Raw genomic sequence first — 14,538 nt, 5'->3', positions numbered from 1 at the left:
CATGCAGTTTGAGTGAACAAGGCGCTTCATTGAGGAAGTCAGTTTCTATGAAAAACGTTAAAGTCAGCCTTGCCTGGCAGATCTTAATCGCCCTTGTGCTGGGCATCTTGCTGGGCAGTTACCTCCACTATCATAGCGACAGCCGCGAATGGCTGATTGCGAACTTGCTTTCACCGGCAGGGGATATCTTTATTCATCTGATCAAGATGATTGTGGTGCCGATTGTGATCTCGACGCTGGTGGTCGGTATTGCGGGCGTCGGCGATGCGAAACAGTTAGGCCGTATTGGTGCGAAAACCATTATCTATTTCGAAGTGATCACTACGGTTGCGATTATCCTCGGTATCACGCTGGCGAACGTGTTCCAGCCGGGGTCCGGGATCGATATGTCGCAGCTGGCAACGGTGGATATTTCGAAATACCAAAGTACGACCGCTGACGTGCAGAGCCATGCGCATGGCCTGATGGGCACTATCCTGTCGCTGGTGCCGACCAACATCGTGGCGTCGATGGCGAAGGGCGAGATGCTGCCCATCATCTTCTTCTCGGTGCTGTTTGGTCTGGGGCTCTCTTCCCTGCCGGCGACGCACCGTGAGCCGCTGGTGACCGTGTTCCGCTCTATCTCCGAAACCATGTTTAAAGTGACGCACATGGTGATGCGCTACGCGCCGGTAGGGGTGTTTGCGCTTATCGCCGTCACCGTGGCGAACTTCGGTTTTGCCTCCCTGTGGCCGCTGGCGAAGCTGGTGCTCCTGGTGCACTTCGCCATTCTGTTCTTCGCGCTGGTGGTGCTGGGGATCGTGGCGCGCCTGTGCGGGCTGAGCATCTGGATCCTGATTCGCATCCTGAAAGATGAGCTGATTCTGGCGTACTCCACGGCAAGTTCTGAGAGCGTGCTGCCGCGCATCATTGAGAAGATGGAAGCCTACGGCGCGCCTGCCTCTATTACCAGCTTCGTGGTACCGACCGGCTACTCCTTTAACCTGGACGGTTCGACGCTGTACCAGAGCATCGCCGCTATCTTTATTGCGCAGCTGTACGGCATTGACCTGTCGCTGTGGCAGGAGATCGTGCTGGTGCTGACGCTGATGGTGACGTCAAAAGGTATTGCAGGCGTTCCGGGCGTCTCCTTCGTGGTGCTGCTGGCGACGCTTGGCAGCGTCGGTATTCCGCTGGAAGGTCTGGCGTTTATCGCCGGTGTCGACCGTATCCTCGACATGGCGCGTACCGCGCTGAACGTGGTGGGGAATGCCCTGGCGGTGCTGGTTATCGCCAAGTGGGAACACAAATTCGATCGTAAAAAAGCGCTGGCGTATGAACGCGAGGTGCTGGGTCGTTTTGATAAGACGGCTGACCAGTAATGTTAAAAGCCGGGTGGCGGCTTCGCCTTACCCGGCCTACACAAGCCGTAGGCCCGGTAAGCGCAGCGCCACCGGGCAATGCTTTACTCTCCGCTCAGCGCATCAAACTCTTCGCATCCGGTATCAAAGCCTTCAGTGCAGCTCAGGTTCAACCAGTACAGCGCTTTCTGTTTATTGGGTGTGATAAAGCCTTTCTCACCCTGCCTGAACAACATCCCCGCCCAGTACTCGGCGTAGCCCGTGCGTGAAAGTGCCGAGCTCCGCTTGAACCACGAGGCGGCCTGCACGTCGTCCTGGGCCACTTCAACGCCGTTGGCATAAATCAGCCCCAGCAGCATTTGCGCATCTACCGCAGAATCGTTGTCGATATCTTCGGTCGCCGTTTGCAGCAGTTTGATGGCCTGGGGATAGTCGGTTGTACCAGCCTGAGTGTTGACCAGCACGCGCGCCAGCATGATCGCGCCGCGTTTGCTGCCCGCGATGGTTGCCTGCTGCGCCAGTGCCTTAGCTTGCGCATAATTTCCCTGGGTAAAGAGGATTTGCGAGAGCAGCCCCATGGCGTCGACATCGCCACCTTTAGCGGCTTTCTCGGCCCACAGCGCGGCCTGCTTGCTGTCACCGGAGCTAAAGTATGTATCGGCCAAATAATACTGGGCACGGGCGTCACCCGCTTCAGCCTGTTCTTTGTACTGGCTGCCAATCTCGTCGGCACGGACAAGCGATGTAAAAAGTAACAACAACAGAAAAATATGTTTCATGGGTTCTTATCATCGAGGTACACGCCGCGCAGTATAATCGCGGCGACAGAAGAAAAAAATGGGTGCATTAAGACCTCAGCATCCTGCAAGCCGGGCGGAACCGTGGTTCCGCCCGTAGAGGTTAGCCTGCGTTACAGGCTAATTTTGCCGCCACCTCCTGATGTTCACCCTTTATTGAAAACTCGCATAACTTACCTCGAGTAATAAAGGTAAAGATCACTATCGTCAGGCAAATAATAAAGACAATGCCTAACGCAGTTTTTAATGGCGTCATGCCTTTTACTCCTTGTCAAAAAAAGAATAAGAGGCTACTCTCAACTTGTCGGAGTTGAGGGAGAGTAGCCTCGGGTAAATGAAAATTTCCCGGGGCTTTCTACTTTCTGTCCCTCAACAATGCTCAAGACAGAAAGTCTTAAGCACCCGCCGCACATCTTATCCCTCTGAATTAAAATGCAAAGATGTAATTCTTTTTCGCGAGAATTACATTATTTCTGCGAGCCGCTTTCCAGAATAATAATTGATATATTTGATGAGTTAATCGGAAATAAAAAGGGAGTGAATATCTCACTCCCTTTATTCACTGATGAATTAACGGCTTCAACCCATTGCGCTTTCGCGCAGTCGGGCTTTCAGCTTGTTATATTCGTCGATGACATACTGTTCTGCAGCGTGCTGATCCGCAATCGGCTCCACGCGTACGGCGCAGTATTTATACTCCGGCGTTTTGGTTATCGGGCTTAAGTTCTCCGTCACCAGCTCGTTACAGGCGCCAATCCACCACTGGTAGGTCATATAGACCGCCCCTTTGTTCGGACGATCGCTGACCTGCGCGCGGGTAATGATCCGGCCTTTGCGCGAATTCACCCACACCAGCGCTTCATCCTCAATGCCGAGGCGCTCAGCGTCGGCGGTGTTGATTTGCGCGTAGCCCGGTTCGTCCGCCAGCGCCGCCAGCGCGGCGCAGTTACCCGTCATCGAACGGCAGGAGTAGTGGCCCACTTCACGCACGGTGGAGAGCACCATCGGATACTCGTCGGTGAGTTTATCGATCGGCGCGACCCAGTCGCAGGTGAAGAACTGCGCCAGCCCGTTCGGGGTGTCGAACTTCTCTTTAAAGAGGTATGACGTCCCCTGATCGGCTTCTGACTCATCGCGACACGGCCACTGGATGTACCCCAGCTCACCCATTTTTTCATAGGTTGCCCCGTAGAAGTCCGGACACAGATTGCGCAGCTCGTCCCAGATCTCCTGAGTGTTGTTGTAGTGCATCGGGTAGCCCATGCGGGTGGCTATTTCGCTGATGATCTGCCAGTCCGTTTTCAGATCCCACTTCGGCTCGACCGCCTTAAAGAAGCGCTGGAAGCCGCGGTCCGCCGCCGTGTAGACGCCTTCATGCTCGCCCCAGGAGGTCGACGGTAAAATCACATCCGCCGCCGCCGCGGTTTTAGTCATGAAGATATCCTGTACAATCACCAGCTCCAGATCCTCAAACCCTTTGCGCACCGCAGACAGCTCGGCGTCGGTCTGGAGCGGATCTTCACCCATGATGTAGGCCGCTCGCACTTCGCCGTGCGCCGCGCGGTGCGGCAGCTCGCTGATGCGATACCCGGTGTGTTCCGGCAGGCTTTCCACGCCCCAGGCCTTCGCGAACTTAGCGCGGTTTTCCGGAAACTTCACGTACTGGTAGCCCGGGTAGGTGTCCGGCAGCGCGCCCATATCGCAGGCGCCCTGGACGTTATTCTGCCCACGCACCGGGTTGACGCCGACGTGCGATTTACCCAGATTGCCGGTCAGCATCGCGAGGCTCGTCAGAGAACGCACGGTTTCCACGCCCTGATAGAACTGGGTCACGCCCATTCCCCACAGGATGGCGGCGGTTTTCGCCCCGGCATACATCCGTGCCGCCTGGCGGATCTCCTGCGCGCTGACGCCGGTGATTGTTTCCACCGACTCTGGCGTATAGCCTTCGACAATTTTCCGATACTCTTCAAAACCTTCCGTACGGGTCGCGACAAACGCCTGGTCGTACAGGTTCTCCTCAATAATGACGTGCCCCATTGCGTTCAACAGCGCGATGTTCGAGCCGTTTTTCAACGCGATGTGCATATCCGCAATGCGCGCGGTTTCAATTTTGCGCGGATCGCAGACGATGATTTTCGCCCCGTTCTGCTTGGCGCGAATAACGTGGTTCGCGACGATAGGGTGAGAATCCGCCGGGTTATAACCAAAGATGAAGACGAGATCGGTGTTATCTATCTCGTTGATGGCATTACTCATTGCGCCGTTACCGACCGACTGGTGCAGACCTGCAACCGATGGGCCGTGTCAGACGCGAGCGCAGCAGTCGACGTTATTGGTTCCAATAACGGCGCGCGCGAATTTTTGCATCACATAGTTGGTTTCATTCCCGGTCCCGCGTGAAGAGCCGGTGGTCTGAATCGCATCCGGGCCATACTTGGCCTTGATAGCGCTCAGACGCGTGGCGACGTAATCCAGCGCCTCGCTCCAGGAGACGGCTTCCAGCTTGCCGCCGCGCTCGCGGCGGATCATAGGGGTTTTCAGGCGCGGGGTGAGGATTTGGGTATCGTTAATAAAATCCCAGCCGTAGTAACCTTTCAGGCATAGCGTGCCCTGGTTGGTTTTCCCCTGTGCGGCCTCCGCCCGGACGATTTTGCCGTTATCGACCACCAGGTGGATCTTGCAACCTGAGGCACAATAAGGGCAAACCGTGACGACTTTTTTCATCAGTCTGCTCCAGTTAATCGAATCATTCGCACCCACTATGCAGCTTCTATGCCATGTTTTTTGTATGGGTATACCCTGACTTTACGGTCCCTTCGCGGTGAAAACCCTGACAAAAAGCAGCCAATCGTCAAAATTGACGTGTCGACAGGGCAGCGGATGTGACATGGGTTGAATTTCCGTCACTGAAAAAACCATTTGACTGGAGCCGACGGCAGAATGGTTCAGACTTAACATAATCCCCTGACGGAAGCATACGATGAAACCGGCGATCCTGGTGGTTGATGACGATACGGCAGTCTGCGAACTGCTTCAGGACGTGCTGAGCGAGCACGTCTTTAGCGTGCTTGTCTGCCATAACGGCCAGGATGCACTGCGGCAGGTACAGCAGGAGCCGAATATCGCGCTGGTGCTGCTGGATATGATGCTGCCGGATATCAACGGCTTACAGGTTTTGCTGCAGCTGCAAAAGCAGCGCCCGGCGCTGCCGGTGATCATGTTAACCGGGCTGGGCAGTGAGTCAGACGTGGTGGTGGGGTTGGAGATGGGGGCCGACGATTATATTGGCAAACCGTTCAACCCGCGCGTGGTGGTCGCCCGCGTTAAGGCGGTATTGCGCCGTACGGGCGTGCTGGCTGCGGAAGTCCCCGCAGCGCCCGTAGCGGGCATTGCTTTTAACGGATGGACGCTCGATACCACCCGCTGTGAGCTGAGCGATCCGCAGCGTAACCCTGTCCCCTTAACCCAGGGCGAGTACGGCTTGCTGCTGGCGCTCACGCAAAATGCCCGTCGGGTGCTGAGCCGTGACCGGCTGCTTGAGCTGACCCACAGCGAAAGCGCGGACGTGTTCGACCGCACGATTGACGTGCTGATCATGCGCCTGCGCCGGAAGATCGAGGCTAATCCGCATCAGCCTGCGCTCATCAAAACCATCCGTGGGCTGGGCTATGTGTTTGCCACCGATGTTTCCCATAGCGAGAAAGCGGCCTAGGTATTCTCTTTGATAAACAGCTGCAGCTCGGCCAGCGTTTTCGCGCCGTCAATCGCATTGGCGGCCAGCAGGCTGGCCCGCGCACAGGCGTGTGCCAGATAAATGCTCTCCGTGAGCGGCAGCGATTCATGGCAGCCGTATAAAAACCCCGCGCAAAACGCATCGCCCGCGCCAACGCTGCCGACAATCTCTTTCTGCTCCAGCAACCATGATGGGATCCAGCGGCCTTGCTCACCCGGCGCTTCGCCCCATGCGCCTTCCGGACAGTGGATCACCACCCGCTGACGCACGCCTGCCGCCAGCAGCTGCGTCGCGGCATCGGCGATATGGGCGATATTCAGCGCATCGTCGGCGTCGCGCATCTCCAGCCCGCTAAACTCCCCGGCTTCCAGCTCGTTAATCACCAGATAATCAAGGTGGCGCAGGGCAGGGAGCACCAGCGGCTGATAGCGCGGGTCGCCCTTGCGGGAAACCAGATCGAGCGACGTTTCATACCCCTGGTCGCGCATCTGCGCCAGCAGGCGCGCGCTGCGGGTGCCAAACTCGTCATCGGGCATATCCAGGCTGTCGAGCAGCAGCAGGTAGCCGAGATGGAAGATCTTCATCGATCCGTCTAAGCGATCGAAGGCGGGAAGATCCAGCAGGCGGTTGGCGCCCGGCGAGTGGAAGAAGGTGCGCTGTCCGCTGGGATCGGTCATCACCTGCGACATGGAGGTTGGTGCAAAGGTGGTGCGCTGGACGCGCTGGCGGTTGACGTGGTACTGGTCCAGCATCGCCAGAATGTAATCCCCGTCGGCATCTTCGCCAATCAGCCCCACCGCCTGCAGCGGCAGGCCAACGTGCATTTTCGCCAGCGTCAGCAGCACGTTGAGCGGCGCGCCGCCGGTTGAGCGTTCGCTGTGGGTAATTTCCGCCAGCCAGCCGCGCTCCGGCCACTGCACGATCTGGTGGACGTGATCCACCAGCATGTTGCCTGCGGCGATGATGCCTTTGCGTTCCATTATGCCTGCCCCGCGCTGCCGAAGATGCGCATCTGTTCGGCGACCGTATCGGCAATCGCCTCTTCTATCCCCAGCAGCAGCTCGGCAAATTCATCGTACAGCGGCTGGCGGTTCGCCATGCGCTGCTCAACGGCGGCGAGTGCGGCCTGCGACATGCCGGTGTAGAAGTTGATTTTATGAATGCCGAGCTCGATGGCGCGGCGGAAGTCGGCATCGCTAATCCCGGAGCCACCGTGTAAAACCAGCGGCAGGCCCGTCTGCTGGCGAATGGCGTCCAGGCGTGGGAAATCGAGTTTCGGCTCGCCCTTGTATTTGCCGTGCGCGTTGCCGATGGCAACCGCCAGCGCGTCAATGCCGGTTGAATCGACAAACTCGCGCGCCAGCTGCGGGTCGGTAAAGAACGCTTCATCCGCATGCCCGTATAGCGCGCCGCCTTCATCGCCACCGACTGCGCCCAGCTCCGCCTCCACCGACACGCCGACCGCGTGGCACATCTTCACCACCTCCCGCGTCTGGCGAATGTTCTCCTCATAGCTTAGCGTAGAGCCGTCAAACATTACCGAGCTGAACCCTAAGCGCAGGGCGCGCACCACCGCCTCGAAATGCAGGCCGTGGTCGAGGTTGAGCACCACGGGAATATCGTGACGGGCGGCTTCGAACTTCACCGCTTCGACAAGCGAATCCAGGGAGACGTACTTAAAATGCACTTCGGCGATGTTGATGATAAACGGTGAGCGTTCCTGCTTCGCGGCGGCGAACAGCGCGCGCAGGAAGTGGGAGTCGAGCACGTTAAACGCGCCCAGCGCGTAGCGATGCGCCCTGGCGTGCTCCAGACCGTCGGCAAGAGAGATCAATGGCATCATTTACTCCTTATATCCGAAACAGGTTGTACTCGTTGCACAGCACCAGCAGCGCCGGTTCGTCTTCTTCGATGTTGTTATAGCGGGCAACGGGCTGCAAAAAGTGGTTATCGTGCTCGTCGTCGTTTACCGATGACACCTCCCCAACCAGCACGTCGCCGAAGCCGCGTTCGCCCCAGAAGCTGTGGTACAGAGTGGGTGTCAGGCAGATGCTTTCCCCTGGCGTGAGGCGCAGCTGGCTTCCGGGCGCGTGGGTCTGACGGCAGCCGTCGACGGTGACCGTCACGTCGGTGTTTTCCGTCTCTTCATGCGCCCCGGCATTCCATAACTCAATAATCAGATTCCCGCCGCCCCGGTTGATGATGTCTTCCCGCTTGCGCCAGTGAAAATGCATCGGCGTCACCTGGCCGTCGCGCACGTGCATAATTTTTTCGGCATAGCACTTTTCATAAGGCACGCCGTTGGGCGAGCCGTTGCGCAGGGTAAACAGCGTCAGGCCCTCAGCGGCAAAGCTGTTGCCGCCGAACGCCGTCACGTCCCAGCCGAGCTTGAGGTCGAACACCTCCTGCCATGCGGCCTGGTCAAGCTGCTGCCATTTCGTTGGCGGGAAGCTGGCAAACGGCGGGAGGTGCACGTCGTGCATGGAAAAAAACTGTCGCGTGTGGCCGAGAATTTCATTGATGTCGGAGCGTTTCATGGGGACTCCTGGCTTTTTTTGCAAAACCCTAGCCCTCACCCTCAGGGGGAGGGGGAGTAAGTTCCCTCTCCCTGTGGGAGAGGGTTAGGGTGAGGGCATCAGGCCGCACCGAAGTTACTTAACCGTCCAGCCCTTATACGTGCCGACGTTCTTTTTATCGATCATCGTCACCGGGATCAGCACAGGCGCTTTCGGCGCAGGTTTGCCCTGAAGAATGTCATAGCCGATCTCCACCGCTTTTGCCGCCATCACCTGCGGATCCTGCGCCGGGGTCGCGACAAACAGGGAGTTTTCGCGCTTCAGCGCTTCCTCACCGTCCGGGCTGCCATCCACGCCGACGATAAAGAACTCGTTGCGTTGAGCCTGCTTCGCGGCCAGATCGGCACCGATCGCCGTCGGATCGTTAATCGCAAACACGCCGTCGATCTTCGGATTGGCCGCCAGCAGGGAGGTCATGACTTCCAGACCGCCTTCACGACTGCCCTTGGCGTTCTGGTTATCCGAGAGCACCTTGATATCCGGATGTTTTTTGAATTCCGTCTGGCAACCTTCCACGCGGTTTTGCACCGCAGAGACCGGCGGTCCGTTGATGATCACCACGTTGCCTTTGCCTTTCAGGCGATCGGTAATGTACTTACAGGCCATTTCGCCCGCCTGGGTGTTATCGGATGTGATGGTCGCATCCGCCCCTTCCGCCGCCACGTCAACCGCAACGACCACGATCCCGGCGTCCTTCGCGCGCTTCACCGCCGGGCCGATCCCTTTGGAATCCGCGGCGTTGAGGATGATCATGTCCACCTTCGCAGCGATGAAGTTATCGATCTGCGCCACCTGCTGGCCCAGATCGTAACCGCTGGAGACCAGCGTCACCTTGACGTTATCGCCAGCCAGCTTGCGCGCTTCCAGCTCGGCACCTTTGGTGATCTGCACGAAGAACGGGTTGGCCAGGTCGCCCACCGTCACGCCGATGGACTTCAGATCTTTTGCCTGCGCAAACGGCGTTGCGGCAAGCAGCGCGCCAGCACAGAGCGCGGTCACTAACGGTTTCAAACGCATGTTGTTTTCCTCGAAGCTGTAGGGTTTTGTTGTTATGCACTTTGATGGTGTCGGGTACGGTATTTGTCGATCAGCACCGCTATGATGATCACCGCCCCTTTGATCACCAGCTGCCAGAAGTAGGAGACGCCCATCAGCGTCATGCCGTTGTTGAGGGTGGCGATGATTAATGCGCCGACCAGCGTGCCGGTGATCGTGCCGATCCCGCCGACGAAGCTAGTGCCGCCGAGGATCACCGCCGCAATCGCATCCAGCTCGTAACCCGTGCCGAGGTTGCCGTTGGCGCTGTAGAGGCGCGAGGCGCTCATCACGCCGCCGAGCCCGGAGAGCAGGCCGCTCATGCCGTAGACAAACAGCAGCACCAGCCAGACCTTGATGCCGGTCAGTCGCGCCGCCTGCATGTTGCCGCCCACCGCGTAGATGTGGACGCCGAGCGTGGTGCGGCGCAGGATGAACCAGCAGATAGCAATCACCGCAAGGGCAATGACTACCAGCCACGGGATCGGGCCGAGGTAGTTATTGCCGATCCACTCGAAGCTGATGTTGGAGTTAATGACCGTCGTGCCGTCCGCCAGCAGATACGCCGCGCCGCGCAGCGCCGTATAGGTGCCGAGCGTCACGATGAAGGGCGGCAGCCCGGCAAAGGCCACCAGCGCGCCGTTGAACAGACCCAGCACCATGCCGAGCATCAGCGCGGCCGGAATGGAGAGCATCGCAAATTCAGGGATAAGCGAGACCACCATCGCCGCTACCGCCGTGGTACCCAGAATCGAGCCCACGGAGAGGTCAATCCCGCCGGTTAAAATGATGAAGGTCATTCCCGCCGCCAGCACGATGTTGATCGACGCCTGACGGGTAATGTTGAGCAGATTGCTCTCGGTGAAGAAGTTCGGGGCGATAAAGCCAAATACCGCCACAATCAGGATAAGAATCGGCAGGATGCCGACCGTTTGCATCAGATCGCTCATCAGCATTTTTTTGGCGGAGGCGGATTTCGCCACCTGCTGCGGATGGGTTGGAGTTGTCATGATTGCACCGCCTGATGATGAGTGTCGTTCACGCCGGTTGCCAGCGTCATAATGTTTTCCTGAGAGATGTCGCGCCCGTGGAGTTCACCCGCAATGCTGCCTTCCCGCATCACGTACACCCGGTCGCTCATGCCCACCACTTCCGGCAGCTCGCTGGAGATCATTAAAATCGCCACCCCTTTGCGCGCCATCTGGTTCATGATGCGGTAGATCTCGCTTTTCGCGCCGACGTCCACGCCGCGCGTGGGTTCGTCCAGAATCAGAATGCGCGGACCGATGGCCACCCAGCGGGAGATCAGCAGCTTTTGCTGATTGCCGCCGGACAGCCCGCCCGCGCGCACCTGCGAATGGGGCACGCGGATGTTAAGCAGGGCAATGGCGTCATCGGAAATCGACTGGGCTTTTTTGCGGTTTAACATACCGAAGGTGGCGTCGCGCTCCAGCGTCGCCATGGTGATGTTCTCCTGCGCCGCCAGCTCCAGAAACAGCCCCTGCTCCTTGCGGTTCTCGGTGAGAAAACCGATGCCGTTTTCGATGGCCGCACGCGGGGAGTGGATCACCACCGGCTCGCCGTCGACCTCAATCATGCCGCCGGTGGCTTTACGCACGCCGAAAATCAGCTGCGCCAGCTCGGAGCGCCCGGCCCCAACCAGGCCCGCCAGCCCGACGATTTCGCCGGAACGGACCTGCAGGCTGCACGGCTGTACCTTTTTACCGTCGGTGAGGTGGTGGACGTTGAGGCGCGGGCTGCCGAGGGGAATATCACGCTCTTTGTTGAACAGATCGCTTAACGGGCGGCCCACCATCATGCGCACCAGCTCGGAGGCGTTCAGCTTGTCGCGCGTCAGGCTGCCGACGTACTGCCCGTCGCGCAGAACGCTGACGCGGTCAGAAAGTTCATACACTTCCGCCATGCGGTGGCTGATATAGATGATCGCCATCCCTTCATCGCGCAGGCGCAAAATCAGTTCAAACAGGCGATGCGTTTCCCGCGAGGAGAGGGCGGCGGTGGGCTCATCCATCACCAGAATGCGGCTGTTGCGGTGCAACGCGCGGGCGATTTCCACCTGCTGCTGCTCGGCGATGGTCAGCTTCATCACCAGGTCGGTGGCATTGAACTGTGCCCCGAGGCGCTCAATCACCGCCTGCGCCTGGGCGACCATCTCTTTGCGCTGCACCACCCCGCCGCGCGACAGCTCGCTGCCAAGAAAGATATTTTCGGCAACGGTGAGGTTGGGCGCGAGCTGCATCTCCTGATAAATCAGGGTAATGCCTGCGGCCAGCGCATCTTTCGGCCCTTTAATGTGAAACGGCTGACCGTCGATCAGGATCTCACCGCTGGTGGCGGTATAGGCTCCCGCGAGAATTTTCATCATCGTGCTTTTTCCCGCGCCGTTTTCGCCCATCAGCGCGTGGATCTCTCCGGGAAAGACCGTCAAATCCACACCCTTGAGCGCGTGGAAACTGCCAAACGTTTTGGCAATGCTGCGCATCTCTAATACCGGGGTTCTGCTCATGGCGGATCTCCTGCGAATGCCGATATCTGCACTTCATCACAGGTGCGTAAATGCAAAATGTCAGAAGCTGTTCATATTTGTCATAGTTATGAATAGCTAATGTAGATCACAGTTATTGAACTACCCTCACCCCGGCCCTCTCCCTGAAAGGGAGAGGGAGCAAATCATTCCCTCGCCCCTTTGGGGAGAGGGCCAGGGTGAGGGCACCAAACCGCACAGGAGCCCAAGCCCATGCCATCACGCCGTCCGCCCTTTTTCGCCAGCGCCCGAGGCCGCCTGCTGATTTTTAATCTGCTGGTGGTCGCCGTGACGCTAATGGTGAGCGGCGTGGCGGTGCTCGGCTTTCGTCACGCCAGTCAAATCCAGGAGCAGGTTCAGCAGCAAACGCTGGACGATATGACCGGCAGCATGAACCTGGCCCGCGATACCGCCAACGTGGCGACGGCGGCGGTGCGGCTTTCGCAGGTCGTCGGGGCGCTGGAGTACAAAGGCGAAGCCGAGCGCCTGAAGCAGACGCAAATGGCGCTGCGCCGCTCGCTGGAACAGCTTGCGGAAGCGCCGCTGGCGCAGCAGGAGCCGGCGCTGGTGGCGCGTATTATTCAACGAAGCAATGAGCTACAGCAGAGCGTGACGGAGATGCTTGAGCGCGGCCAGCGGCGCCATCTGGAGCGTAACGCGCTGCTGAGCTCGCTGTATCAAAGCCAGAGCTACCTGCGTCATCTGCAGGACATCAACCGCCGTTACGACAGCAACGTGCCGGATGCGCAGCAGCTGATGGAGATGGACCGGCTGATCGCCGCCGCCATCGACACTCCTTCGCCGCGCGCGACCGTTCAGCAGCTGGACGCCGTAGCCGCTGCGCTGCCCCGGAGTGCCGTACAGCCGGTCGTGAAGGGGGTTCTGCCAGATTTTAATGCCGAGTTAGGCAAGCTCGCCCCGCTGTCGAAGCAGCTGGAAGAGAGCGACCTGGCGATAAGCTGGTATATGTTCCACATTAAGGCGCTGGTGGCGATCCTCAACAGCGACATTAATCAGTACGTCGGGCAGGTGGCGCAGGCCTCCCGGCTTCGCACGGCCCAGAGCCATCACGAGCTGCAGTCCATCAGCGTGTTTATCAGCTTCTTCGCCGTGCTGGCGCTGATCATCACCGGGTGCGCCTGCTGGTATATCTACCGCAATCTGGCCTCTAACCTGACGGCGATTTCCCGGGCAATGTCGCGCCTTGCTCACGGCGAACAGGATGTCTCCGTTCCCGCCCTCCAGCGGCGCGATGAGCTGGGCGAGCTGGCGCGCGCGTTTAACGTTTTTGCCCGCAATACCGCCTCGCTTGAGCACACCACGCGCCTGCTGAAAGAGAAAACCACGCAGATGGAGATCGACCGCGTTGAGCGTCAGGGGCTGGAAGAGGCGCTGCTGCACAGCCAGAAGATGAAGGCGGTCGGACAGCTGACCGGCGGGCTGGCGCATGATTTTAACAACCTGCTGGCGGTAATCATCGGCAGCCTTGAGCTCACCGACCCCGAATCAAAAGACGCGCCGCGCATTACCCGGGCGCTGAAGGCGGCCGAGCGGGGGGCCTTACTGACGCAGCGCCTGCTGGCGTTTTCCCGCAAGCAGTCCCTGACGCCGCATGCGGTAGAGATGCTGCCGCTGCTGGAGAACCTCCGGGAGCTGATGCGCCACTCCCTGCCTGCTACCCTCACTCTGGAGATTGAAGCGCAAACCCCGGCATGGCCCGCGTGGATTGACGTTAGCCAGCTGGAAAACGCCATCATCAACCTGGTGATGAACGCGCGCGATGCGATGGAAGGGCAAAGCGGGGTGATTAAAATTCGGACCTGGAATCAGCGCGTCACCCGCAGCGACGGGCGCAGGCAGGATATGGTGGCGCTGGAGGTCATTGACCGCGGCAGCGGCATGTCGCAGGAGGTGAAATCCCGGGTCTTTGAACCGTTCTTCACCACCAAGCAGACCGGAAGCGGAAGCGGGTTAGGCCTGTCGATGGTCTACGGCTTTGTGCGCCAGTCCGGTGGCCGCGTGGAGATTGAAAGCGCGCCGGGGCAGGGAACGACCGTTCGGCTTCACCTCCCGCGCTCGGTGCTGCCTGCTGCGGCAGACGATGAAGCGCTGTCAGCCACCGCCTCCGTCGATAGCGAGCGGCTGGTCCTGGTGCTGGAAGATGAGGCGGATGTTCGGCAAACCCTGTGCGAGCAGCTGCACCAGCTTGGTTACCTGACGCTGGAAGCGGACAACGGCGAGCAGGCGCTGAATATGCTGGCGGCGTCGCCGGATATTGGCATGTTTATCAGCGACCTGATGCTACCCGGCAGTCTGAGCGGCGCTGAGGTGATTAACCATGTGCGCAGCCATTATCCGCAGCTTCCTGTGCTGCTGATCAGCGGCCAGGATCTACGGCCCGCGCATAACCCTCAGCTGCCGGACGTCCAGCTACTGCGTAAGCCGTTTACGCGGGTGCAGCTGGCGCAGGCGCTGCGCAAGGTTATGGTAATTTGAGATTCCTCCGCTA

At 59.1% G+C, this 14,538-nt stretch carries 12 protein-coding genes; 3 read left to right on the top strand and 9 right to left on the bottom strand.

Annotation, left to right across the window (positions count from 1 at the left end; all coding sequences use genetic code 11):
- The first annotated feature begins 47 nt into the window (after positions 1-47).
- Entirely contained in the window at positions 48-1,361 is a 1,314-nt protein-coding gene (gltP, locus tag ACWKXN_RS18295) for a glutamate/aspartate:proton symporter GltP (protein WP_023310067.1), read from the top strand.
- A gap of 83 nt (positions 1,362-1,444) precedes the next feature.
- Here the strand turns inward: gltP and ACWKXN_RS18290 are convergent, their stop codons facing one another.
- From ACWKXN_RS18290 to fdhF, 3 genes are all read right to left on the bottom strand, one after another.
- Positions 1,445-2,119 (bottom strand): tetratricopeptide repeat protein, encoded by a 675-nt coding sequence (locus tag ACWKXN_RS18290; protein ID WP_048976119.1) that lies wholly within the window; start codon positions 2,117-2,119, stop codon positions 1,445-1,447.
- Positions 2,120-2,240: 121 nt separating this feature from the next.
- A complete protein-coding gene (locus tag ACWKXN_RS18285; protein ID WP_032644722.1) occupies positions 2,241-2,393 on the bottom strand; it encodes a Hok/Gef family protein in 153 nt (50 codons plus the stop codon).
- A 323-nt stretch (positions 2,394-2,716) separates the two neighbouring features.
- Positions 2,717-4,864, bottom strand: a complete 2,148-nt coding sequence (fdhF, locus tag ACWKXN_RS18280) for a formate dehydrogenase subunit alpha (protein WP_454544117.1) — start codon at positions 4,862-4,864, stop codon at positions 2,717-2,719.
- Positions 4,865-5,120: 256 nt separating this feature from the next.
- Here fdhF and ACWKXN_RS18275 point away from each other — a divergent pair, with 256 nt between their 5' ends.
- Positions 5,121-5,852, top strand: coding sequence for a response regulator (locus ACWKXN_RS18275; protein ID WP_029740750.1), 732 nt, complete (start codon positions 5,121-5,123; stop codon positions 5,850-5,852).
- On the opposite strand, the gene ACWKXN_RS18270 is transcribed toward ACWKXN_RS18275, so the two are convergent.
- The 6 genes from ACWKXN_RS18270 to ACWKXN_RS18245 all read right to left on the bottom strand — a co-directional run bounded on the left by ACWKXN_RS18270 (position 5,849) and on the right by ACWKXN_RS18245 (position 12,011).
- Positions 5,849-6,853, bottom strand: coding sequence for a carbohydrate kinase family protein (locus ACWKXN_RS18270; RefSeq protein ID WP_039262394.1), 1,005 nt, complete (start codon positions 6,851-6,853; stop codon positions 5,849-5,851). The genes ACWKXN_RS18275 and ACWKXN_RS18270 overlap by 4 nt on opposite strands.
- The gene (locus ACWKXN_RS18265) at positions 6,853-7,713 is read right to left on the bottom strand and encodes a ketose 1,6-bisphosphate aldolase (protein WP_033144425.1); all 861 of its coding nucleotides are present in this window, start codon (positions 7,711-7,713) and stop codon (positions 6,853-6,855) included. The genes ACWKXN_RS18270 and ACWKXN_RS18265 overlap by 1 nt, the downstream gene beginning before the upstream one ends.
- A gap of 10 nt (positions 7,714-7,723) precedes the next feature.
- Positions 7,724-8,410 carry a D-lyxose/D-mannose isomerase gene (locus tag ACWKXN_RS18260; RefSeq protein WP_047059282.1) on the bottom strand — a complete coding sequence of 229 codons (687 nt, stop codon included), beginning with the start codon at positions 8,408-8,410 and terminating at the stop codon, positions 7,724-7,726.
- A gap of 114 nt (positions 8,411-8,524) precedes the next feature.
- Positions 8,525-9,466, bottom strand: coding sequence for an ABC transporter substrate-binding protein (locus ACWKXN_RS18255; RefSeq protein WP_021242935.1), 942 nt, complete (start codon positions 9,464-9,466; stop codon positions 8,525-8,527).
- A 32-nt stretch (positions 9,467-9,498) separates the two neighbouring features.
- Positions 9,499-10,494: an ABC transporter permease subunit gene (locus tag ACWKXN_RS18250; RefSeq protein WP_032662554.1), complete on the bottom strand. Its 996-nt coding sequence runs from the start codon at positions 10,492-10,494 to the stop codon at positions 9,499-9,501.
- Positions 10,491-12,011: a sugar ABC transporter ATP-binding protein gene (locus ACWKXN_RS18245; RefSeq protein ID WP_454544116.1), complete on the bottom strand. Its 1,521-nt coding sequence runs from the start codon at positions 12,009-12,011 to the stop codon at positions 10,491-10,493. Before ACWKXN_RS18245 ends, ACWKXN_RS18250 begins: the two co-directional genes overlap by 4 nt.
- Before the next feature lie 231 nt (positions 12,012-12,242).
- Between ACWKXN_RS18245 and ACWKXN_RS18240 the strand changes: the two genes are divergently transcribed.
- Positions 12,243-14,525: an ATP-binding protein gene (locus ACWKXN_RS18240; RefSeq protein ID WP_033144427.1), complete on the top strand. Its 2,283-nt coding sequence runs from the start codon at positions 12,243-12,245 to the stop codon at positions 14,523-14,525.
- The last annotated feature ends 13 nt before the right edge of the window (positions 14,526-14,538 follow it).

The sequence above is a fragment of the Enterobacter sp. UPMP2060 genome (genome assembly GCF_053709655.1).
This window is presented reverse-complemented; position numbering and strand designations above follow the sequence as displayed.

Bases quoted from the DNA above. Each gene is read 5' to 3' on its own strand.
- gltP (WP_023310067.1), top strand. From the start codon at position 48: ATGAAAAACGTTAAAGTCAGCCTTGCCTGGCAGATCTTAATCGCCCTT.
- ACWKXN_RS18290 (WP_048976119.1), bottom strand. From the start codon at position 2,119: ATGAAACATATTTTTCTGTTGTTGTTACTTTTTACATCGCTTGTCCGT.
- ACWKXN_RS18285 (WP_032644722.1), bottom strand. From the start codon at position 2,393: ATGACGCCATTAAAAACTGCGTTAGGCATTGTCTTTATTATTTGCCTG.
- ACWKXN_RS18275 (WP_029740750.1), top strand. From the start codon at position 5,121: ATGAAACCGGCGATCCTGGTGGTTGATGACGATACGGCAGTCTGCGAA.
- ACWKXN_RS18270 (WP_039262394.1), bottom strand. From the start codon at position 6,853: ATGGAACGCAAAGGCATCATCGCCGCAGGCAACATGCTGGTGGATCAC.
- ACWKXN_RS18265 (WP_033144425.1), bottom strand. From the start codon at position 7,713: ATGCCATTGATCTCTCTTGCCGACGGTCTGGAGCACGCCAGGGCGCAT.
- ACWKXN_RS18260 (WP_047059282.1), bottom strand. From the start codon at position 8,410: ATGAAACGCTCCGACATCAATGAAATTCTCGGCCACACGCGACAGTTT.
- ACWKXN_RS18255 (WP_021242935.1), bottom strand. From the start codon at position 9,466: ATGCGTTTGAAACCGTTAGTGACCGCGCTCTGTGCTGGCGCGCTGCTT.
- ACWKXN_RS18250 (WP_032662554.1), bottom strand. From the start codon at position 10,494: ATGACAACTCCAACCCATCCGCAGCAGGTGGCGAAATCCGCCTCCGCC.
- ACWKXN_RS18245 (WP_454544116.1), bottom strand. From the start codon at position 12,011: ATGAGCAGAACCCCGGTATTAGAGATGCGCAGCATTGCCAAAACGTTT.
- ACWKXN_RS18240 (WP_033144427.1), top strand. From the start codon at position 12,243: ATGCCATCACGCCGTCCGCCCTTTTTCGCCAGCGCCCGAGGCCGCCTG.